Genomic DNA, 16,594 nt, shown 5'->3' on the forward strand with positions numbered 1-16,594 from the left:
GGACAGCGGAGCGGCCGACGCCGGGAAGGGCCTTCCAGAGGCCCGTTGAGTACATTCCGCGGCGGGAATGTGTCCAGCCCCACATTCGGCTTCGACTTAAATGCCGATGGGCCGGCTCGAAAGCCGGCCCATCGCCATCGTCAATCCCTCAACGCGCGGAAGTGTTTACCATTTGCCCTTGCGGTTGAACTCGCGGTGGCCGCTGTCGCCGCCGCTGCGGGGCTTGCGGGAGCCGTCGCCGTGGCCGGCGAAGCGGGAATCACCGCGGTCGCTGAAGGACCGCTCTGAACGCTCGCTGTACGAACGGCCGCCGCGGTCAGCGGAGGTCCGCTCGCCGTCGTTCTTGCGGAATTCCTTCTTGAACCCGCCGTTGCCCTTGAAGTTGCCGCCGCGGTTGCCCTGGTAGGCGCCACGGTCGCCGGAGGGCTTGCGGCCGTTGTCCAGTTCGAGGTGGATCAGCTCGCCGCCGATCCGGGTGCGGGACAGGGCGCGCAGCTGCTCGGGGCTCAAGTCCGCGGGCAGCTCCACAAGGGAGTGGTCCGAACGGATGTCGATGCCGCCGATCTGCGCGGAGGAGATGCCGCCCTCGTTGGCGATGGCGCCCACAATCGAGCCGGGCATGACCCGCTGGCGGCGGCCCACCGCGATGCGGTAGGTGGCGTTGCCCTCGGTCAGTGCACGGGTCGGCCCGCGCGAACCGAACCCGTCCTTGGAGCGTTCGCGCTTCTGGAACTCGGGTGCGGCGGGCAGTTCCTTGACCAGCAGCGGCTGCCCGCCCTGGGCCATGACGGCCAGTGCCGCAGCGATTTCTGCTGCCGGCACCTTGTGCTCCTCCTCGTAGGAGGCGATCAGGTCGCGGAACATCGAGACGTCCTCGGATTCGAGGGTCTCGGTGATGCGCTCGGCGAACTTGCCAAGGCGCAGCGTGTTCACGGTCTCGGCGGTCGGCAGGTGCATCTGCTCCACCGGCTGGCGGGTGGCCTTTTCGATGGCGCGCAGCAGGTACTTCTCCCGCGGCGTCATGAACAGGATCGCGTCACCGTTGCGGCCCGCGCGGCCGGTACGGCCGATCCGGTGCACGTAGGACTCGGTGTCGTGCGGGATGTCGTAGTTGACCACGTGGCTGATGCGCTCCACGTCCAGGCCGCGGGCAGCAACGTCGGTGGCCACCAGGATGTCGATGCGGCCTTCCTTCAGCGCGTCAACAGTGCGTTCACGCTGCTGCTGCGGGATGTCGCCGTTGATGGCGGCAGCCTGGAAGCCGCGGGACTTCAGCTTGTCAGCCAGGTCCTCGGTGGCCATCTTGGTGCGCACGAAGGCGATGACGCCGTCGAACTCCTCCACCTCAAGGATGCGGGTCAGCGCGTCCAGCTTGTGCGGGCCCATGACCTGCAGGTAGCGCTGGCGGATGTTGGTGCCCGTGGAAGTCTTGGTCTTGACCGAGATCTCGGCGGGGTCGTTCAGGTACTGCTTGGACATCCGGCGGATCTGGCTGGGCATGGTGGCCGAGAACAGGGCAACCTGGCGGTCCTCGGGGGTCTGCTGGAAGATCTGCTCCACGTCTTCGGCGAAGCCCATGCGCAGCATCTCGTCGGCCTCGTCCAGCACCAGGTACTGCAGTTCGGACAGGTCCAGGGAACCCTTGGAGATGTGGTCGATCACGCGGCCGGGGGTACCCACGACCACCTGGGCGCCGCGGCGCAGGCCGGCCAGCTGGGGACCGTAGGCGGAGCCGCCGTAGACGGGCAGCACGGTGAAGTCATCGATGTGCTTGGCGTAGGAGGTGAAGGCCTCGGCAACCTGGAGGGCCAGCTCGCGGGTGGGGGCCAGGACCAGGGCCTGGGTCTTGCGGGAAGGGCCGTTGAGGTCGTGGAGCTCTGCCAGGCGGGACAGTGCCGGCACTGCGAATGCTGCAGTCTTGCCGGTACCGGTCTGCGCCAGGCCCACCACGTCGCGGCCTTCAAGCAGCAGCGGGATGGTGGCTGCCTGGATGGGGGACGGCTTTTCGTACCCGACATCCTGCAGGGCGGCCAGGACGCGGCCATCGATGCCGAGGTCGGCGAACTTGACGGTGTTTTCGTCAGCGTCGGCGGCGGGGACGGGGGCGTCCGTTGCGGGAGCCTCGGCGGCGGGAGCGGTTACGGGAGCCTCAGCGGCAGCCACGGGGGCGTCCTCGACAACAGCGGTGGTTTCGTTCTGATTTTCGGGCATAGAGAGATATTCCTCATCCATAGGGGGCCAGGCGGCACTACCCGAGGTGAGCGGAGCCGCAGTACACGTGCCGATGATGCCGGGCAAACGTTGACCGGCCGGTCACAGAAGTCCGGCGCTTTCGCAATCCCGTGGCAGGACTTCGCGCTGCATCTCTTGGCTGCTATCCCAGCAGTCTGTACAGCGTTTTCTTTAGCCGGCTCTCCCTATGAAAATGCCCGCATCGCTTGCGCGGGCCCCAACACTTGCCAGTCCTGCCTCAAGAATTGGGCAGGAAAAAGGGATTTCCGGAGTGGGGGATGTTTCAAGTGTAGGGCACGGACGCCGCGGACCGGAAATCGAACGGCCGACGACGGCGGGTGAGCTTGCGCACACAGCCCGCCGCATCGCCGTGGGGCCGGGCGGCGCTACCGTCCCAGCCGCCGCAGGAGTACCTCGAACTTGGTGTGGTACTCGTCCTGGAGCCGGATCTCGCCGTCGGCCTCTGCTCCGCGGAGGGCTGCAATGATGTCCGCGTCCGGCTCACTGAACCACTGGCCAATGGTGACGCCGTGGCGCGGGACGAACGTGCGCTCGATGGTGTCGCCAGCCTGGATGCTGCCGGTGCGGAGGACGCGCAGGTAGGTACCCACCCGTCCTTCGTCGGTGAAGCGCTTCACCCACTGTGGTTCCTTCATGCGCCGCTGGAACGTGGCGCAGGGCGTGCGCGGGGAGGTGACTTCCAGTTCGACGCCGGAGCCCACCATCCAGCGCTCCCCGATGACCGCGTGGGTGGCCTCGATGCCGGACACCCGCAAATTCTCGCCGAAGAAGCCCGGGGGTACCTCCCGCCCCAGGGCCTCGGCCCAGTAGTCGGCGTCGGCCTGGGAATAGGCGTAGACGGCCTGGTCCTCCCCGCCGTGGTGGGCCCTGTTGGCCTGGATATCCCCGCGCAGGCCCAGCTTGTGCACCTTGACCGGACCATTCGCCGGGCGCTTGTCGATGGCCGTGACGCCCACGCTGCCCGCATCCCCCAGGAGCTGGTGGACGCGGCAGACGGCAAGGACAGAACCTGATTCCATGGCATCAGTCTAGGGTTTCCGCGGGACGCGCCTGCAGGTCCGAACCATGGGCACTTCTCCCCCGTTGCCGCAGTGCGTTCCTGCTCGCAGGCGGCACCGGCAGGGACTACGCTGATTCGAGACTTGCATTGGGGGTGCAGCGCTGTGCCCACATCGCGTGACGAATTTGAGGGGGACGCCGTGGACTCGAACCAGAAAGACCCAAAAGAGGAGCCGGAGACCGGGCCTGCACCTGACGGCAGCACTGGCGCCGGCAGCACCGCCAAGCCACCGCCCTGGCAGGTCCCCAAGCCGGACCTGCGTCCCGAACTGCTCAACGAACCCGTCACCCCCGTGGATCCGTTTGCACGCGAGCGGGAGAAGCAGCTCAACCAGGCCGCTGCCCGCAAGAAGCGCTCACAGCGGCGCACCGTGGTGGTGGGCCTCGGCGTGACCGCGCTCCTGGCCGGCACCATCACGGCGGTGGTGGCCAGCAATGAGGACGACCCCGAGTACGCACAGGTCTGTTTCAACGACGAAACCGGCGAGCGCGTGGCGGACACCAACTGCGACAGTTCCGCCGGCCGCGGTGGCGGCATCTACGCCTGGTACTTCTACTCCCGCGGGGCGAGCGTTCCGCCCATCGGCCAGAACAGGTCCACCGCACCCAACTTCACCCGCAGCATCCCCACTGGCGCCAAGGCATCCACGGGTTACAGCAGCAAGGGCGGCACGGTCAGCCGTGGCGGGTTCGGTTCAAGCGCCAAGAGCGGTTCAAGCGGCGGCGGCGGCAAGGTCTCGGGAGGCTGAGGGATGAAACGGTTGTTGTCTGAGCCCCGGCCGGGCTGGAAGCAGAAGATCGAAGAGCAGGGCCTGGTCTTTTCCACCACCACCATGGATGACGGGCGCAGGATCGAGTACTGGAACGAATCGGCGTACTACGAGTTCACCATGGACGAGGTGGAAACCCTCGAGCTCGCCGCCGAGGACATGCACCGGATGTGCCTGGAGGCGGCGAAGTTCCTGGCCACCGGCGCCATGGGCAGCATCGGCATCGGACCCCAGGCCCTGGAGCTGGCAGCGGAATCCCTGCAGGCCGGCGACGTGGACGTGTACGGCCGGTTCGACTTCATCTACGACGGCCAGGGCGGTCCCGCCAAGATGCTCGAATACAACGCGGACACCCCCACCGGGCTCATCGAGGCCGCTGTGGCCCAATGGTTCTGGCTGCAGGACGTCCACCCGGAAAAGGACCAGTGGAACGGCATCCACGAGGCCCTGATCCGGCAGTGGAGGAAGTTCCAGTACCGCACGGGAATGAGCACGCTGCACGTGGCCCATTCGGAGGTTGAGGAATCCGGGGAGGACTGGATGACCGCCGCCTACATGCGCGACGTCGCCAGCCAGGCCGGATGGACCACCATCGGCATCAACATGTCCGATATCGGGTGGGACCCCAACCTGAACCGCTTCGTGGACCTGGACAACTTCATGATCAGCACCATCTTCAAGCTCTACCCCTGGGAGCTGATGATGAAGGAGGAGTTCGGCCCCCGCCTCCTGGAACGGTCCCACAACCCCCGCTGGGTTGAACCGGCCTGGAAAATGCTGCTCTCCAACAAGGCCCTGCTCGCCGCACTGTGGCACCTCTACCCCAACCATCCCAACCTGCTGCCGGCGTACCTCACGGACCCGGGGCCGTTGAAGGAATGGGTGGCCAAGCCCCTGCATGGCCGTGAGGGCGACAACATCCGCATCCACGCGGACGGCCTCAAGCTGGAGCAGCCCGGCGGGTACGGCCGGGAGGGCTGGTGCTACCAGCAGTACCACCCGCTCCCGGACTTCGACGGCAACCGTCCGGTCCTGGGCCTGTGGGTGGTGGACGGCGAGTCCGTGGGCTGCGGCATCCGCGAATCGGACGGGCCGGTCACGGACTACTTCTGCCGCTTTGTGCCCAACACCATTGACGCGCCGGCGCCGCTTTCGGCGGTGGCCGACTCCACCAAGGCAGGAATCACCTTATGAGCACGGACATTTCGACGGCGGGAAGCCAGGGCGGCGGGGCCGGCACCCCGGTGCCGGCCAAGGGTCTGCGGGCCGGGATCCTGGACCTGGGCGACTCCGTGATGCTGGGGCTGGCCTCTACCGCCCCGGTGTACTCGCTCGCTGCCACCCTGGGCCTGATTGTTGCCGTCAACGGCAACTACACTCCCCTGATCCTGCTGCTGGGCTTCATCCCCGTCCTCTTCATCGCCTACGCCTTCCGCGAGCTCAACAGCGCCATTCCTGACTGCGGCACCACGTTCACCTGGTCCCGGCAGGCCTTCGGCCCCTGGGCCGGCTGGCTGGGCGGCTGGGGGGTGGCGCTGGCCGGGATCGTGGTCCTGGCCAACCTGGCGCAGGTGGCGGGCCAGTACCTGTGGCTGCTGATGGGCGACGGGTCACTGGCACAGAACAAGCTGCTGGTCACCGGAACCGGCCTGCTGTTCATCGTGCTGATGACCCTGGTGAACTACCGCGGGATCAGGCTGGGCGAGCACGTCCAGCGCGTCCTCACGTATGTCCAGTACATTGCGCTGGGCATCTTTGCGCTGGCCATCGTCATGCGGATCGTCGGCGGGGCGCCCGAGGGCCAGGCCTTCGACTTCGAATGGTTCAATCCGGTGGGCGCTTTTGCCGACCCCGGCGCCGTGGTGCACGGCGCCCTCCTTGCCCTGTTCATCTACTGGGGCTGGGACACCTGCCTGGCGGTCAATGAGGAAACCGAGGACCCGTCCAAGACGCCGGGCCGGGGCGCGGTCATCTCCGCTTTCGTGCTGGTGGCCATCTACGTTTCGGTGGCGCTGCTGGTGATGATGTACGCCACCGTGGGGTCCGAGGGCATCGGCCTGGGCAATGAGGCCAACCAGGACGACGTGTTCCTGGCCATGAAGGATGTGGTCCTGGGGCCGTGGGGCTGGCTGATCGTCGTCGCGGTCCTCGCCTCCGTCCTGTCCTCCACGCAGACCACCATCCTGCCGACCGCCCGCGGCACCCTGTCCATGGGCGTGCACGGCGCCCTGCCGGCGAAGTTCGGCGAGGTGCACCCGCGCAACCAGACCCCTGGTTTTTCCACCAAGGTGATGGGTGCCGCCGCGGCCGCCTACTACGTGGCCATGAGCTTCCTCAGTGAAAATCTGCTGGCGGACTCCATCAGCGCCATCAGCCTTTTTATCGCGTTCTACTACGCCCTGACCGGCTTCGCCTGCTTCTGGTACTTTCGCGGAACGCTCAGGGACTCGGCCCGCAACCTCTGGTTCCGCGGCATCCTCCCGCTCGCGGGCGCGCTGCTGCTGACCGCCGCGTTCTTCATCTCGGCCGTCCAGATGTGGGACGCGGCGTACGGCGATACCCGGATCTTCGGCGTCGGCGGTGCCTTCGTGAGCGGTGTGGTGCTCCTGGCCCTCGGTGTGGTGCTCGCCGCCGTCTGCCGGTTCCTGCCCGCCACCCGCGGCTACTTCCTGGTAAAGAAATGACGGGTAAAAAATGACTGCTGAAGAGATGCCCCGTGAAGAGATGCGCGGTGAAGAACGTGAAGCCGTGACCGCGGGCCCGTCCGACATCCTGGACCTCGACTCCCTGCTGTCCGCGGAGGAACTGGAGCTCCGGCAGAAAGTCCGCGACTTCACCCACCAGCGGATCAAGCCGGAGATCGCCCGCTGGTACGAGGACGCCGTCTTCCCCCTGGAACTGGCGACGGAACTGGGTGAGCTGGGCGTCCTGGGGATGCACCTGGAGGGCTACGGCTGCCCGGGCCGGTCCGCCGTCGAGTACGGACTGGCATCCATGGAACTGGAAGCCGGGGACTCCGGCATCCGCACGTTCGTGTCCGTCCAGGGTTCGCTGGCCATGACCGCCATCCACACCTGGGGCTCCGAGGAGCAGAAGCAGGAGTGGCTGCCCCGGATGGCCGCCGGCGAGGTCATCGGATGCTTCGCCCTGACCGAACCCACGGCAGGCTCGGACCCCGCCTCCATGGCCACCTCCGCGGTCCGGGACGGCAGCGGGGAAGACGCCGGCTGGGTGCTCAACGGCACCAAGCGCTGGATCGGGCTGGCCTCCGTGGCCGGCGTCATGGTGGTGTGGGCCATGACGGACGACGGCGTGCACGGCTTCCTGGTGCCGGCCGGAACCCCCGGCGTGACGGCCACGCCCATCCGGCAGAAGCTGTCCATGCGCGCCTCCATCCAGTGCGACGTGGTGTTCGACGACGTCCGGTTGGGTCCCGAGGCCCTGCTCCCGGCTGCGCGCGGGCTCCGCGGCCCGTTCACCTGCCTTAACGAGGCCCGGTACGGGATCGCGTGGGGTGCCATGGGCGCCGCCCGTGATTCTTATGAGGCAGCGCTGGAATACTCGCTGGGACGGCTGCAGTTCGGCAAGCCGCTGGCGGGCTACCAGCTCACGCAGCAGAAGCTGGTGGACATGCTGGTGGAGATCCAGAAGGGCACCCTGCTGGCGCTGCACCTGGGCCGGCTCAAGGACGCGGGGACTATCCGGCCCGAGCAGATCTCGCTGGGCAAGCTGAACAACGTCCGCGAGGCCATCAGGATCGCCCGCGAGGCCCGCTCCATCCTGGGCGGCAACGGCATCACCACCGACTACTCTCCGCTGCGGCACGCCGCGAACCTGGAATCAGTGCGGACCTACGAGGGTACCGACGAGGTGCACACCCTGGTCCTGGGCCGGCACGTCACGGGCCTCGACGCCTTCCACTGACCCCTCCCCCAACTGGGTAGCGCGAAGTGCCGTTTTGACTCCTCAAAACGGCACTTCGCGCTACCCAGCTGTGGTGGTCACGCGGAGAAGCCTCCGTCGGACTTGATCAGCTGCCCGGAGACCCAGCGTCCGGCTGGTGAGAGAAGGAAGGCCACGGTCCCGGCAACGTCCGCCGGGGTGCCCAGGCGGCCGCCCGGCTGCTGCGCCGTGAGCTCTTCACGCACCTCCGGGGTCATCCAGCCGGTGTCCACGGGACCGGGGTTCAGGACGTTCGCGGAGATGCCCTGTGGTCCCAGCTCGCGGGCTGCGGCAATCACGATCCTGTCCAGGGCGCCCTTGGAGGCGCCGTAGGGAAGGTTGAACGCTGTGTGGTCGCTGGTCAGCGCAACGATCGCGCCGCCGTCGTCCGTTGCCTGCCGCGCGAAGGCGGCTATCAGCTGCCAGCTGGCGCGGGTGTTGACGGCAAAGTGCCGGTCGAAGGATTCAATGGTGGTGTCCAACACTCCGGAGTCAACGGATTCCGCATGGCTGAGCACCAGGCCCTGCAGCGGACCGGCCAGCCGGGCGGCCTCCGCCACGAGCCGGTCCGGGACCCCGGGATCCTGCAGGTCGGCCGACAGGACGTGGACCTGGGCGCCGATGGCTTCCAGCTCCGCGGTCAGGCGGACCACGTCTTCGGGTTCGCTCCCCCACGGCATGCGGGCGTCGTAGTCGGCCCAGTAGGACAGGACCAGGTCCCAGCCGTCCGCCGCGAGCTGGCGGGCAATTCCCGCGCCGATGCCGGCCAGCCGGCCCACACCGGTGACCAGGGCAACAGGGCGGGCTGGGGCGGCTGCGAGGGGTTCCATCCGACCAGCCTAGCGGCGCCGCGTTTCAGGCCGCTGCGGGCTCCGCTTCCCGCGCGGTGTGGTGCCGGCGGATGGTGGCGCTGATGACGGCGGCGATGGTGCACATCGCGGCCGCGCCGAACCAGGCGTAGGTGTAGTGGCCGGTCGCGTCCCGGAGGGCCCCGGCGGCGATGGCGGCTGCTGCGGCGCCCAACTGGTGCGCTGCAAAGACCCATCCGAAGACCACGCTGCCGTCAGCTCCGAACGTTTCGCGGCAGATGGCTGCCGTGGGTGGAACGGTGGCCACCCAGTCCAGGCCGTAGATCACTACGAACACGATCATGCTCGGCTGGACCTCGGCGTTCAGCAGCAGCGGAAGCACCAGCAGGCCGATCCCGCGGAACTGGTAGTAGACGGCCAGCAGGACGCGGGGGTTGAACCGGTCCGTCAGCCAGCCCGAGGCGATGGTCCCGATGATGTCAAAGATCCCGACGACGGCCAGCAGGCCCGCGGCAGTGGTTTCAGGCATTCCGTGGTCGTGCGCGGAGGGGATGAAGTGGGTGCCGATCAGGCCGTTGGTGGTGGCGCCGCAGATGGCGAACCCCGCCGCGAGGGCCCAGAAGGTCCTGACCTTGCTGGCGCGCCGCAGCACCTGGAGGGCGCGGACGGCAGCGTTGGTGCGGGGTCCGCTGTCCTGGACCGGTGCAGCCTCTTGAGCCTCGTCGACCGGCACAGCACCATATGGCAGCACCCCGACGTCGGCAGGCGAGTTCTTGAGGAACTTCAGCACCAGCGGGACCACGGCCAAGGCGCCGGCAGCGATGAGCAGCGAGGCCTGCCGCCAGCCGGGGTCCTGCGCGAGCATGGCGATGAAGGGCAGGAAGACCAGCTGGCCGGCCGCGCTGCCGGCAGTGAGGATGCCAATCACCAGTCCGCGGCTCTTGGTGAACCACGTGTTGGCGATAGTGGCGGCGAAGACGAGGGCCATGGAGCCGGTGCCAAGGCCGATGAGCAGGCCCCATGTCAGCAGGATCTGCCAGGACTGGTTCACCAGCACCGTCAGCGCGCTGCCCATGCCGATCAGGACCAGGGCCGTTGCCGTCACGGCCCGGATGCCGAACCGTTCCATCAGGGCTGCGGCGAACGGGGCGGTCAGGCCGAAGAGGACGAGGTTGATGCTGACTGCCGCCGACAGGACCGTGGTGGACCAGCCGAACTCCTGCTGGAGCGGGACCATCAGGACGCCGGGGGCAGCCCGGAAACCGGCGGCCCCCACCAGGGCAAGGAAGGCGACGGCGGCGACAATCCAGGCGGGGTGGAAGCGGCGGCGCGGTCCGCGCGGGGTCTGCAGCGTTGACGTGTCCGCCGTTTCCCCGGGCAGGGCGCTCACGCGGCCGTTCCTTTCCCGGAGGCGGTGGACAGCCGGATGGGCTGTTCGGACCGGGCGCGGCTGTGCCAGCTGGTGTTCGCCGCGGTGAGCCGTTCCCCGCATTCGGTGCAGGTGTCCGCCGAACTGGTGGCTTTTCCGCAGCCGGAATGGATGACGTAGAGATGCGCCTGGTCCGAGGGCGCCGGCAAGTGCTTCTCGGCCCAGATGGTCACCGCGTTCAGGACCGGGAGGGCGTCTTCACCTTTGGGCGTGAGGACGTACTCCTGGCGGGTGCGGCCGCCGTCGTCGTACGCCCTTTTCTCCAGCAGCCCGGACTCAACCAGGCCTGCCAGCCGCTTGGTGAGGACCGAGTCCGCCACTTCCAGCCGGCTCCTCATGGCGTCGAAGCGCCCGTTGCCGAAGAAGACCTCGCGCAGGACCAGGATGGACCAGGGGTCACCCAGGATGTCCAGGCCGCGGACCATGCTGCAGGTGCGTTGGGACCAGTCGGATCGAAGAGGCATACCGGAACACTAGTTGACTTTCTTCAAGAAAGCCAGAGATTCGGCTGCCGTTACGGGATGTGGGAGAACGCCTGGTCGAGGTCTGCGATCAGGTCTTCCTTGTCCTCGATGCCGCAGGACAGGCGCAGCAGGTTCACCGGGACGGCCAGCTCGGTGCCCTTGACGGACGCGTGGGTCATCTCGGACGGGTAGTTCATCAGTGACTCGATCCCGCCCAGGGACTCCGCCAGCGTGAACACGGACGTTGACTCGGCCACCTTGCGGGCAGCGGCCTCACCGCCCTTGAACTGCACGGAGACCATGCCGCCGAACTTGCGCATCTGCTTTTTGGCGAGCTCGTGGCCCGGGTGCTCCGGCAGGCCCGGGTACAGGACGGCCTCAACCTCGGGGCGCTCCAGCAGCCACTCGGCCACGGCCTGGCCGTTCTCGCTATGCCGGTCCATCCGGACGCCGAGCGTCTTCAGGCCGCGGGTCGTCAGGAAGGCGTCCATGGGGCCCGACACGGCCCCCACCGCGAACTGGACGAAGCCGATCTTCTCCGCCAGTTCCTCGTCCTTGACCACGACGGCGCCACCCACCACGTCGGAGTGGCCGCCAATGTACTTGGTGGTGGAATGGACGACCACGTCGGCACCCAGGGCGAGCGGGTTCTGCAGGTAGGGGGATGCGAAGGTGTTGTCCACCACCAGGAGGGCACCGGCCTCGTGCGCTATGTCGGCGAGCGCCACGATATCGGTGATCTTCATCAGCGGGTTGGACGGCGTCTCCACCCACACGAACCGGGTCTTGTGCGCAGCCACTGCGCGGCGGACCCTGTCCAGGTTGGCCATGTCCACCGGGGTGTTGCCGATCCCCCAGTCACCCAGGACACGGCTGATGAGCCGGTAGGTGCCGCCGTAGGCGTCGTTGCCCAGCACGATGTGGTCCCCGGGGCGGGTCAGTGCGCGGATCAGGGCGTCCTCCGCGGCGAGCCCGGAGCTGAAGCTGTAGGCGTGCGTGCCAAGTTCCAGCGCCGCGAGCTGTTCCTGGAGCGCGTCCCGGGTCGGGTTGCCGCCGCGCCCGTACTCATAGCCGCTGCGCAGGCCGCCGATGCCGTCCTGCGCGTAGGTGGAGCTGAAGTGCAGCGGCGGGACCACGGCGCCCGTGCGGGGCTCGAAGGCCTGGCCGGCGTGGACGGCGCGGGTGTTGAAACCCTGGTTTTCAGAGGCAGTCATGATGCTCCTTTTGGGTGACGCAGATCAGTTGCTGAGGTAGGCCAGCAGGTCGTGCCGGGTGAGGATGCCCACCGGCGCGCCTACGAACGTGACCATCAGGGTGTCCGTGTCAGAGAGCAGTTCCCTGGCAGCGGAGATGGTTTCCAGTGAGCCGATCACGGGCAGCTTGGGGCCCATGTGTTCGGAGATCTTGTCCGTCAGCTTCGCTTCGCCGCGGAACAGTTTGGCGGTCAGGGTGCGTTCGTCCACGGCGCCGAGGACCTCGCCCATGACCACCGGCGGTTCCTGCGAGAGGACCGGGATGTGGCTGACGCCGAACTCGTTCATGATGTTGATGACGTCGCGGACCGACTCGTTGGGGTGGATGTGCACCAGGTCCGGCAGCTCGCCGTTCTTGGATTTGATGACTTCCCCCACGGAGGTTTCCTCGCCGCCGGAGAGGAACCCATAGGAGCGCATCCACTGGTCGTTGAAGATTTTGGCCAGGTAGCCGCGGCCGGAGTCGGGCAGGATGACCACGACGACGGCGCTCTCCGGCAGGTCCTTGGCCGCCTGGAGCGCGGCTACTACGGCCATGCCGGAGGAACCGCCCACCAGCAGGCCCTCCTCCCGCGCCAGGCGCCGGGTCATGGCAAACGAGTCAGCATCGGAGACGGCGATGACGTCGTCCGGGATGGTCTTGTCGTAGTTCGCCGGCCACATGTCCTCCCCGACGCCCTCCACGAAGTACGGGCGCCCGGTGCCGCCTGAGTAGACCGAGCCTTCGGGGTCCGCGCCGATGATCCGGACCACGCCGCCGTCGGACTCGGGCCTGTCAGCCGAAACCTCCTTGAGGTACCGGCCTGTGCCGGTGATGGTGCCGCCCGTGCCGGCGCCGATGACGCAGTGGGTGACCTTGCCGTCGGTGTCCCGCCAGATCTCCGGACCGGTGGTCTTGTAGTGGCTGCCGGGCGCGGCAGGGTTGGAGAACTGGTCCGGCTTGAAGGCGCCCGGGGTCTCGCGGGTAATCCGGTCCGAGACGCCGTAGTAGCTCTGCGGGCTGTCCGGCGGCACGGAGGTGGGCGTGACCACCACTTCCGCGCCGTAGGCCTGGAGCACGGCACGCTTGTCCTCGCCCACCTTGTCCGGGACCACGAAGACGCACTTGTAGCCCTTCTGCTGCGCCACCAGGGCAAGGCCCACCCCGGTGTTGCCTGAGGTCGGCTCCACGATAGTGCCGCCGGGCTTCAGTTTGCCCTCGCGTTCGGCGTCCTCGATCATCTGCGCCGCGATGCGGTCCTTGATGGACCCGCCGGGGTTCAGGTACTCCAGTTTGACCAGGACGGTGGCCTTGATGCCCTCAGTCACGTGGTTGAGTTTGATGAGCGGGGTGTTGCCGATGAGGTCCAGGATGGACTGGGCGTACTTCATAGGTACAAAGCTACCGCTTCCTGCGCTGCCTCCCCCGCCCGGGGTGCGAGGATAGCCCGGTGAAGCAGTTCGCATGGCTGAGAGCCGCCCGAAGTTACCTGCTGCCCGGTGCGACCCTGGCAGCAGGCATGGCCACCCTGGCATTGGGTGCCCTTCCCCTTCCTGCGTTCGCGGAACTGGCCTCCCGCACCATTCCCATCCTGGCCTTCGTGCTGGCCATGTCCCTGGTCACCGAACTGGTGGACGAGGCAGGGCTGTTCCGGGTAGTGACGGACCGCCTGGCCGCCCTGGGCCGGGGCCGCGTCTTCCTGCTGTGGCTCCTGGTGGTGGCAGTGGCTACGGTGTCCACTGTGTTCCTGTCCCTGGACACGACGGCGGTGCTGGTCACACCCGTGGTGGTCCTGCTTGCCGTCCACGCCCGGATTCCGCCGCTGCCGTTCGCGTTGACCAGCATCTGGCTGGCCAATACCGCGTCCCTGCTGCTGCCGGTGTCCAACCTGACCAACCTCCTGGCGCAGGACCGGCTGGGCCTGAGCCCTTGGCGCTTCGCCGGGCTGGTGTGGGCCCCGGCCCTGGTTGGCCTGCTGGTCCCCCTTGCCCTGCTGTGGCTGGCGTTCCGGCGGGACCTGCGCGGAACGTACAGACCGCAACCTGCGCATCCTGTCCGCGACCGGACCCTGCTGAAAGCCGCGGGGATCACGCTGGTGGTCCTGCTGCCCGCGCTGGTATCCGGACTGCCGGTCCAGTACCCGGCACTGGCCGCCGCCGCCGTCCTGGTGGCGGTCTTCCTCCGGCGCCGGCCCTCTGCTCTGCGGTGGTCCATGGTGCCCTGGCGGCCGCTGATGCTGACGGTGGGGCTGTTCATGCTGATGGAGGCCCTGCACGCGCACGGCCTCACCACCCTGCTGGCGGGTGTGGCCGGGACCGGGGACAGCCTGCCTGCCCTCCTGCAGCTGGCCGGCCTCGGCGCCGGCGCGGCCAATGCTGCCAACAACCTCCCCGCCTACCTGGCGCTGGAGCCGGTGGCCGGTTCCCCGGCACGGCTCGCAGCACTCCTCATCGGGGTGAACCTCGGCCCGCTGGTGACCCCGTGGGCCTCGCTGGCCACGCTGCTGTGGCACGAACGGCTCCGGGTGCTGAACGTGCCCATCAGGTGGGGCGGGTTCGCAGCGGCGGGGCTGGTGGCGGCGGCCCTGACCGTGCCGCTGGCCGTCCTGGCTCTGTGGGCCGTGTCCGGAATGCCCTGAGCAACGGCACGCCTTACCCCACGAACATCAGCCAAAGGATTACGGCAGGGAGGAACGCCTGGCCAATGCCGCTGATCCACAGCCGGGGTTCACTGATGATCAGCACGACGCCGAGGATGGCGTGGGCAATGGACATCATGGCCACTATGGTCCGGCCCACCGTGCCCTGGCCGGCATTGGCGAGGACCACCCCGGATATCCCGAACAAACCCCAGACGATGTTGTAGAACCCCACGTTGATGGTCCAAAGGCGCACCGCGGAAGTATCTTCCGGCCTGATCAGGAAGATGGGATGGAGGCGCTGGTCCGTGTACCGGAAAGCTTCCAGCAGGCCCACAGTGATAAGGGTTATCCCGGTGATGACTGCAAGCACCTGGATGACCGTACTCATGGGCGCGTCCTGCTGCCCCGGTGCAGGCGCATGCTATGCGCCGGCGGTCCCGGCGGGGAGGTTCTCCCAGAGGCCCATGACGTTGCCTTCGGAGTCCTTGAAGTAGGCCGTGTACCCCATGCCGGGAACTTCGTTTTTGGGTATGAGCACGGAACCGCCGGATTCCTCTACGGACTTCAGGGTTGAGTTGATATCCGGCACATCGATGGTGATGACCGGGCTGGTTATCTGTCCTTCGCGGGCCATCATCCCGCCGTTGATGGCCCCTGGAGTTGTTGATTGCCCGGCGTCGTCCATGTCCGTGGTGATGACCATGTTGTAGTCCATGCCGGGCACCGGTTCGATCCGCCAGCCCAGGGCGTCCCGGTAGAATTTCCTGGCCCGTTCCTGGTCGTCCGCCGGGATCTCGAAATGCACTACGCCGCCCATGGTTGCCCTCCGTGTTCCTGTGCTTGTCTGCTGGTTGGGTGCCTTGCCGCGCAGGCGCCCGGGTGCCACACGCGGCGATCCTAATCCGGGGCCGCAGTGCGCGTAAGGGCCGATGGTCCCGCCGCTGTCAGTGGTCCGTGGGACGATTGAAGGCATGACGATCGCAGAGGCACCTCCCCGGCTGGCAGCCGCGGCGGACGTGTCCCTGCGGTGGTATCCGGAGGCCCCCTACAGTCTTTCCCGGACCATTGGCCCGCTCCTGCGCGGCAACAGCGATCCCTCCTTCTGCGTGCAGGGGGACGTCGTCTGGAATGCCTTTACGACGCCGGACGGTGCGGCCACCATGCGGCTCGCCCCCTCGGGTGGCGGCGATGTGGGCGCGCCGTTGGTGGATATCCAGGCGTGGGGCCCCGGCGCCGCAGCTGCCGTGCAGTCGGCGCCCCGCCTGTTGGGAGCCGACGACGACTGGCAGGGTTTCGATGAACCGGCCTTCCATGCCACGCTGCCGCGCATGGTGCGGGAGGCCCGGCGCCGCAGCCTGGCGGTCCGGCTGCCTTCAAGCGGCCGCATGGTGGACCAGCTGGTGCCGATCATCCTGGAGCAGAAGGTGACGGTGATCGAGGCGCGGCGTGCCTACCGCTACCTGGTGCACCGCTACGGAACTCCGGCGCCCCTGGCAGGGACGTCCACGCCGGGCGGTTTGCTCGTGGCACCGACGGCCTCCCAGTGGCTGCAGGTTCCCAGCTGGGAGTGGCACAAGGCCGGAGTGGGACCCCAGCGCTCCGCCACCGTCATGCGCGCCCTGCGCTCCGCCGCCGCGCTTGAACGCCTCGCGGCGCTCCCCGCGCTGGAGGCAGCGGAGAAGATGCAGGCCATCCCGGGGATTGGGGTGTGGACCGCGGCCGAGGTGGTGCAGCGCACCCACGGCTGCCCGGACTCGATCTCGGTGGGCGACTACCACCTCGCGGCCTACGTGGGGGCCGCACTGACCGGACGCCGGACCGACGACGCCGGGATGCTCCGCCTGCTGGAGCCCTGGCGGGGGCACCGCCAGCGCGTGGTCAGGATGATCCAGGCCACCGGCTTCCGCAAACCCACCTTTGGCCCGCGGATGACCATCCAGGACCACCGGGGGCACTGACCTGCACGGCACTTCCGGCCGCCTGGAAACGCTTGA

At 67.9% G+C, this 16,594-nt stretch carries 15 protein-coding genes; 6 read left to right on the top strand and 9 right to left on the bottom strand.

Annotation, left to right across the window (positions count from 1 at the left end):
- Nucleotides 1-165 precede the first annotated feature (165 nt).
- Nucleotides 166-2,211, bottom strand: a complete 2,046-nt coding sequence (locus tag PUN51_RS01800; RefSeq protein ID WP_224026703.1) for a DEAD/DEAH box helicase — start codon at nt 2,209-2,211, stop codon at nt 166-168.
- Nucleotides 2,212-2,618: 407 nt separating this feature from the next.
- Complete coding sequence (locus tag PUN51_RS01805; RefSeq protein WP_224026704.1) at nt 2,619-3,272, bottom strand: MOSC domain-containing protein; 654 nt, start codon at nt 3,270-3,272, stop codon at nt 2,619-2,621.
- A 180-nt stretch (nt 3,273-3,452) separates the two neighbouring features.
- On the opposite strand from PUN51_RS01805, the gene PUN51_RS01810 reads away from it, so the two are divergent.
- Genes PUN51_RS01810 through PUN51_RS01825 form a run of 4 tightly spaced genes read left to right on the top strand, consistent with a single transcriptional unit; the run spans nt 3,453 to nt 8,006 of the window.
- On the top strand, nt 3,453-4,061 hold the full coding sequence (locus tag PUN51_RS01810; RefSeq protein WP_224026705.1) for a Tat pathway signal protein: 609 nt from the start codon (nt 3,453-3,455) through the stop codon (nt 4,059-4,061).
- A gap of 3 nt (nt 4,062-4,064) precedes the next feature.
- Nucleotides 4,065-5,276: a glutathionylspermidine synthase family protein gene (locus tag PUN51_RS01815; protein ID WP_224026706.1), complete on the top strand. Its 1,212-nt coding sequence runs from the start codon at nt 4,065-4,067 to the stop codon at nt 5,274-5,276.
- A complete protein-coding gene (locus PUN51_RS01820; protein ID WP_224026707.1) occupies nt 5,273-6,766 on the top strand; it encodes an APC family permease in 1,494 nt (497 codons plus the stop codon). Before PUN51_RS01815 ends, PUN51_RS01820 begins: the two co-directional genes overlap by 4 nt.
- A gap of 40 nt (nt 6,767-6,806) precedes the next feature.
- The gene (locus PUN51_RS01825; RefSeq protein ID WP_275179964.1) at nt 6,807-8,006 is read left to right on the top strand and encodes an acyl-CoA dehydrogenase family protein; all 1,200 of its coding nucleotides are present in this window, start codon (nt 6,807-6,809) and stop codon (nt 8,004-8,006) included.
- Between the two features lie 77 nt (nt 8,007-8,083).
- Here PUN51_RS01825 and PUN51_RS01830 read toward each other — a convergent pair whose 3' ends face one another.
- The 5 genes from PUN51_RS01830 to PUN51_RS01850 are packed head-to-tail and all read right to left on the bottom strand — an operon-like array spanning nt 8,084 to nt 13,350.
- Nucleotides 8,084-8,854: an SDR family oxidoreductase gene (locus tag PUN51_RS01830; RefSeq protein WP_275179671.1), complete on the bottom strand. Its 771-nt coding sequence runs from the start codon at nt 8,852-8,854 to the stop codon at nt 8,084-8,086.
- Between the two features lie 25 nt (nt 8,855-8,879).
- On the bottom strand, nt 8,880-10,223 hold the full coding sequence (locus tag PUN51_RS01835) for an MFS transporter (RefSeq protein WP_374114907.1): 1,344 nt from the start codon (nt 10,221-10,223) through the stop codon (nt 8,880-8,882).
- Nucleotides 10,220-10,726 carry a winged helix-turn-helix transcriptional regulator gene (locus tag PUN51_RS01840; RefSeq protein WP_275179672.1) on the bottom strand — a complete coding sequence of 169 codons (507 nt, stop codon included), beginning with the start codon at nt 10,724-10,726 and terminating at the stop codon, nt 10,220-10,222. Before PUN51_RS01840 ends, PUN51_RS01835 begins: the two co-directional genes overlap by 4 nt.
- A 50-nt stretch (nt 10,727-10,776) precedes the next feature.
- Nucleotides 10,777-11,940, bottom strand: coding sequence for a cystathionine gamma-synthase (locus tag PUN51_RS01845; protein WP_275179673.1), 1,164 nt, complete (start codon nt 11,938-11,940; stop codon nt 10,777-10,779).
- A gap of 24 nt (nt 11,941-11,964) precedes the next feature.
- Complete coding sequence (locus PUN51_RS01850; protein WP_159631265.1) at nt 11,965-13,350, bottom strand: cystathionine beta-synthase; 1,386 nt, start codon at nt 13,348-13,350, stop codon at nt 11,965-11,967.
- A 59-nt stretch (nt 13,351-13,409) separates the two neighbouring features.
- Between PUN51_RS01850 and PUN51_RS01855 the strand changes: the two genes are divergently transcribed.
- Nucleotides 13,410-14,597 carry an SLC13 family permease gene (locus PUN51_RS01855; protein WP_275179674.1) on the top strand — a complete coding sequence of 396 codons (1,188 nt, stop codon included), beginning with the start codon at nt 13,410-13,412 and terminating at the stop codon, nt 14,595-14,597.
- Nucleotides 14,598-14,610: 13 nt separating this feature from the next.
- On the opposite strand, the gene PUN51_RS01860 is transcribed toward PUN51_RS01855, so the two are convergent.
- Nucleotides 14,611-14,988, bottom strand: a complete 378-nt coding sequence (locus PUN51_RS01860) for a DUF1304 family protein (RefSeq protein WP_275179675.1) — start codon at nt 14,986-14,988, stop codon at nt 14,611-14,613.
- Nucleotides 14,989-15,021: 33 nt separating this feature from the next.
- Nucleotides 15,022-15,417, bottom strand: a complete 396-nt coding sequence (locus PUN51_RS01865; protein WP_275179676.1) for a VOC family protein — start codon at nt 15,415-15,417, stop codon at nt 15,022-15,024.
- 154 nt (nt 15,418-15,571) lie between these two features.
- On the opposite strand from PUN51_RS01865, the gene PUN51_RS01870 reads away from it, so the two are divergent.
- Nucleotides 15,572-16,558, top strand: coding sequence for a DNA-3-methyladenine glycosylase family protein (locus PUN51_RS01870; protein ID WP_159631261.1), 987 nt, complete (start codon nt 15,572-15,574; stop codon nt 16,556-16,558).
- The last annotated feature ends 36 nt before the right edge of the window (nt 16,559-16,594 follow it).

Source organism: Arthrobacter sp. NQ4, from assembly GCF_029077345.1.
Taxonomy (GTDB): domain Bacteria; phylum Actinomycetota; class Actinomycetes; order Actinomycetales; family Micrococcaceae; genus Arthrobacter.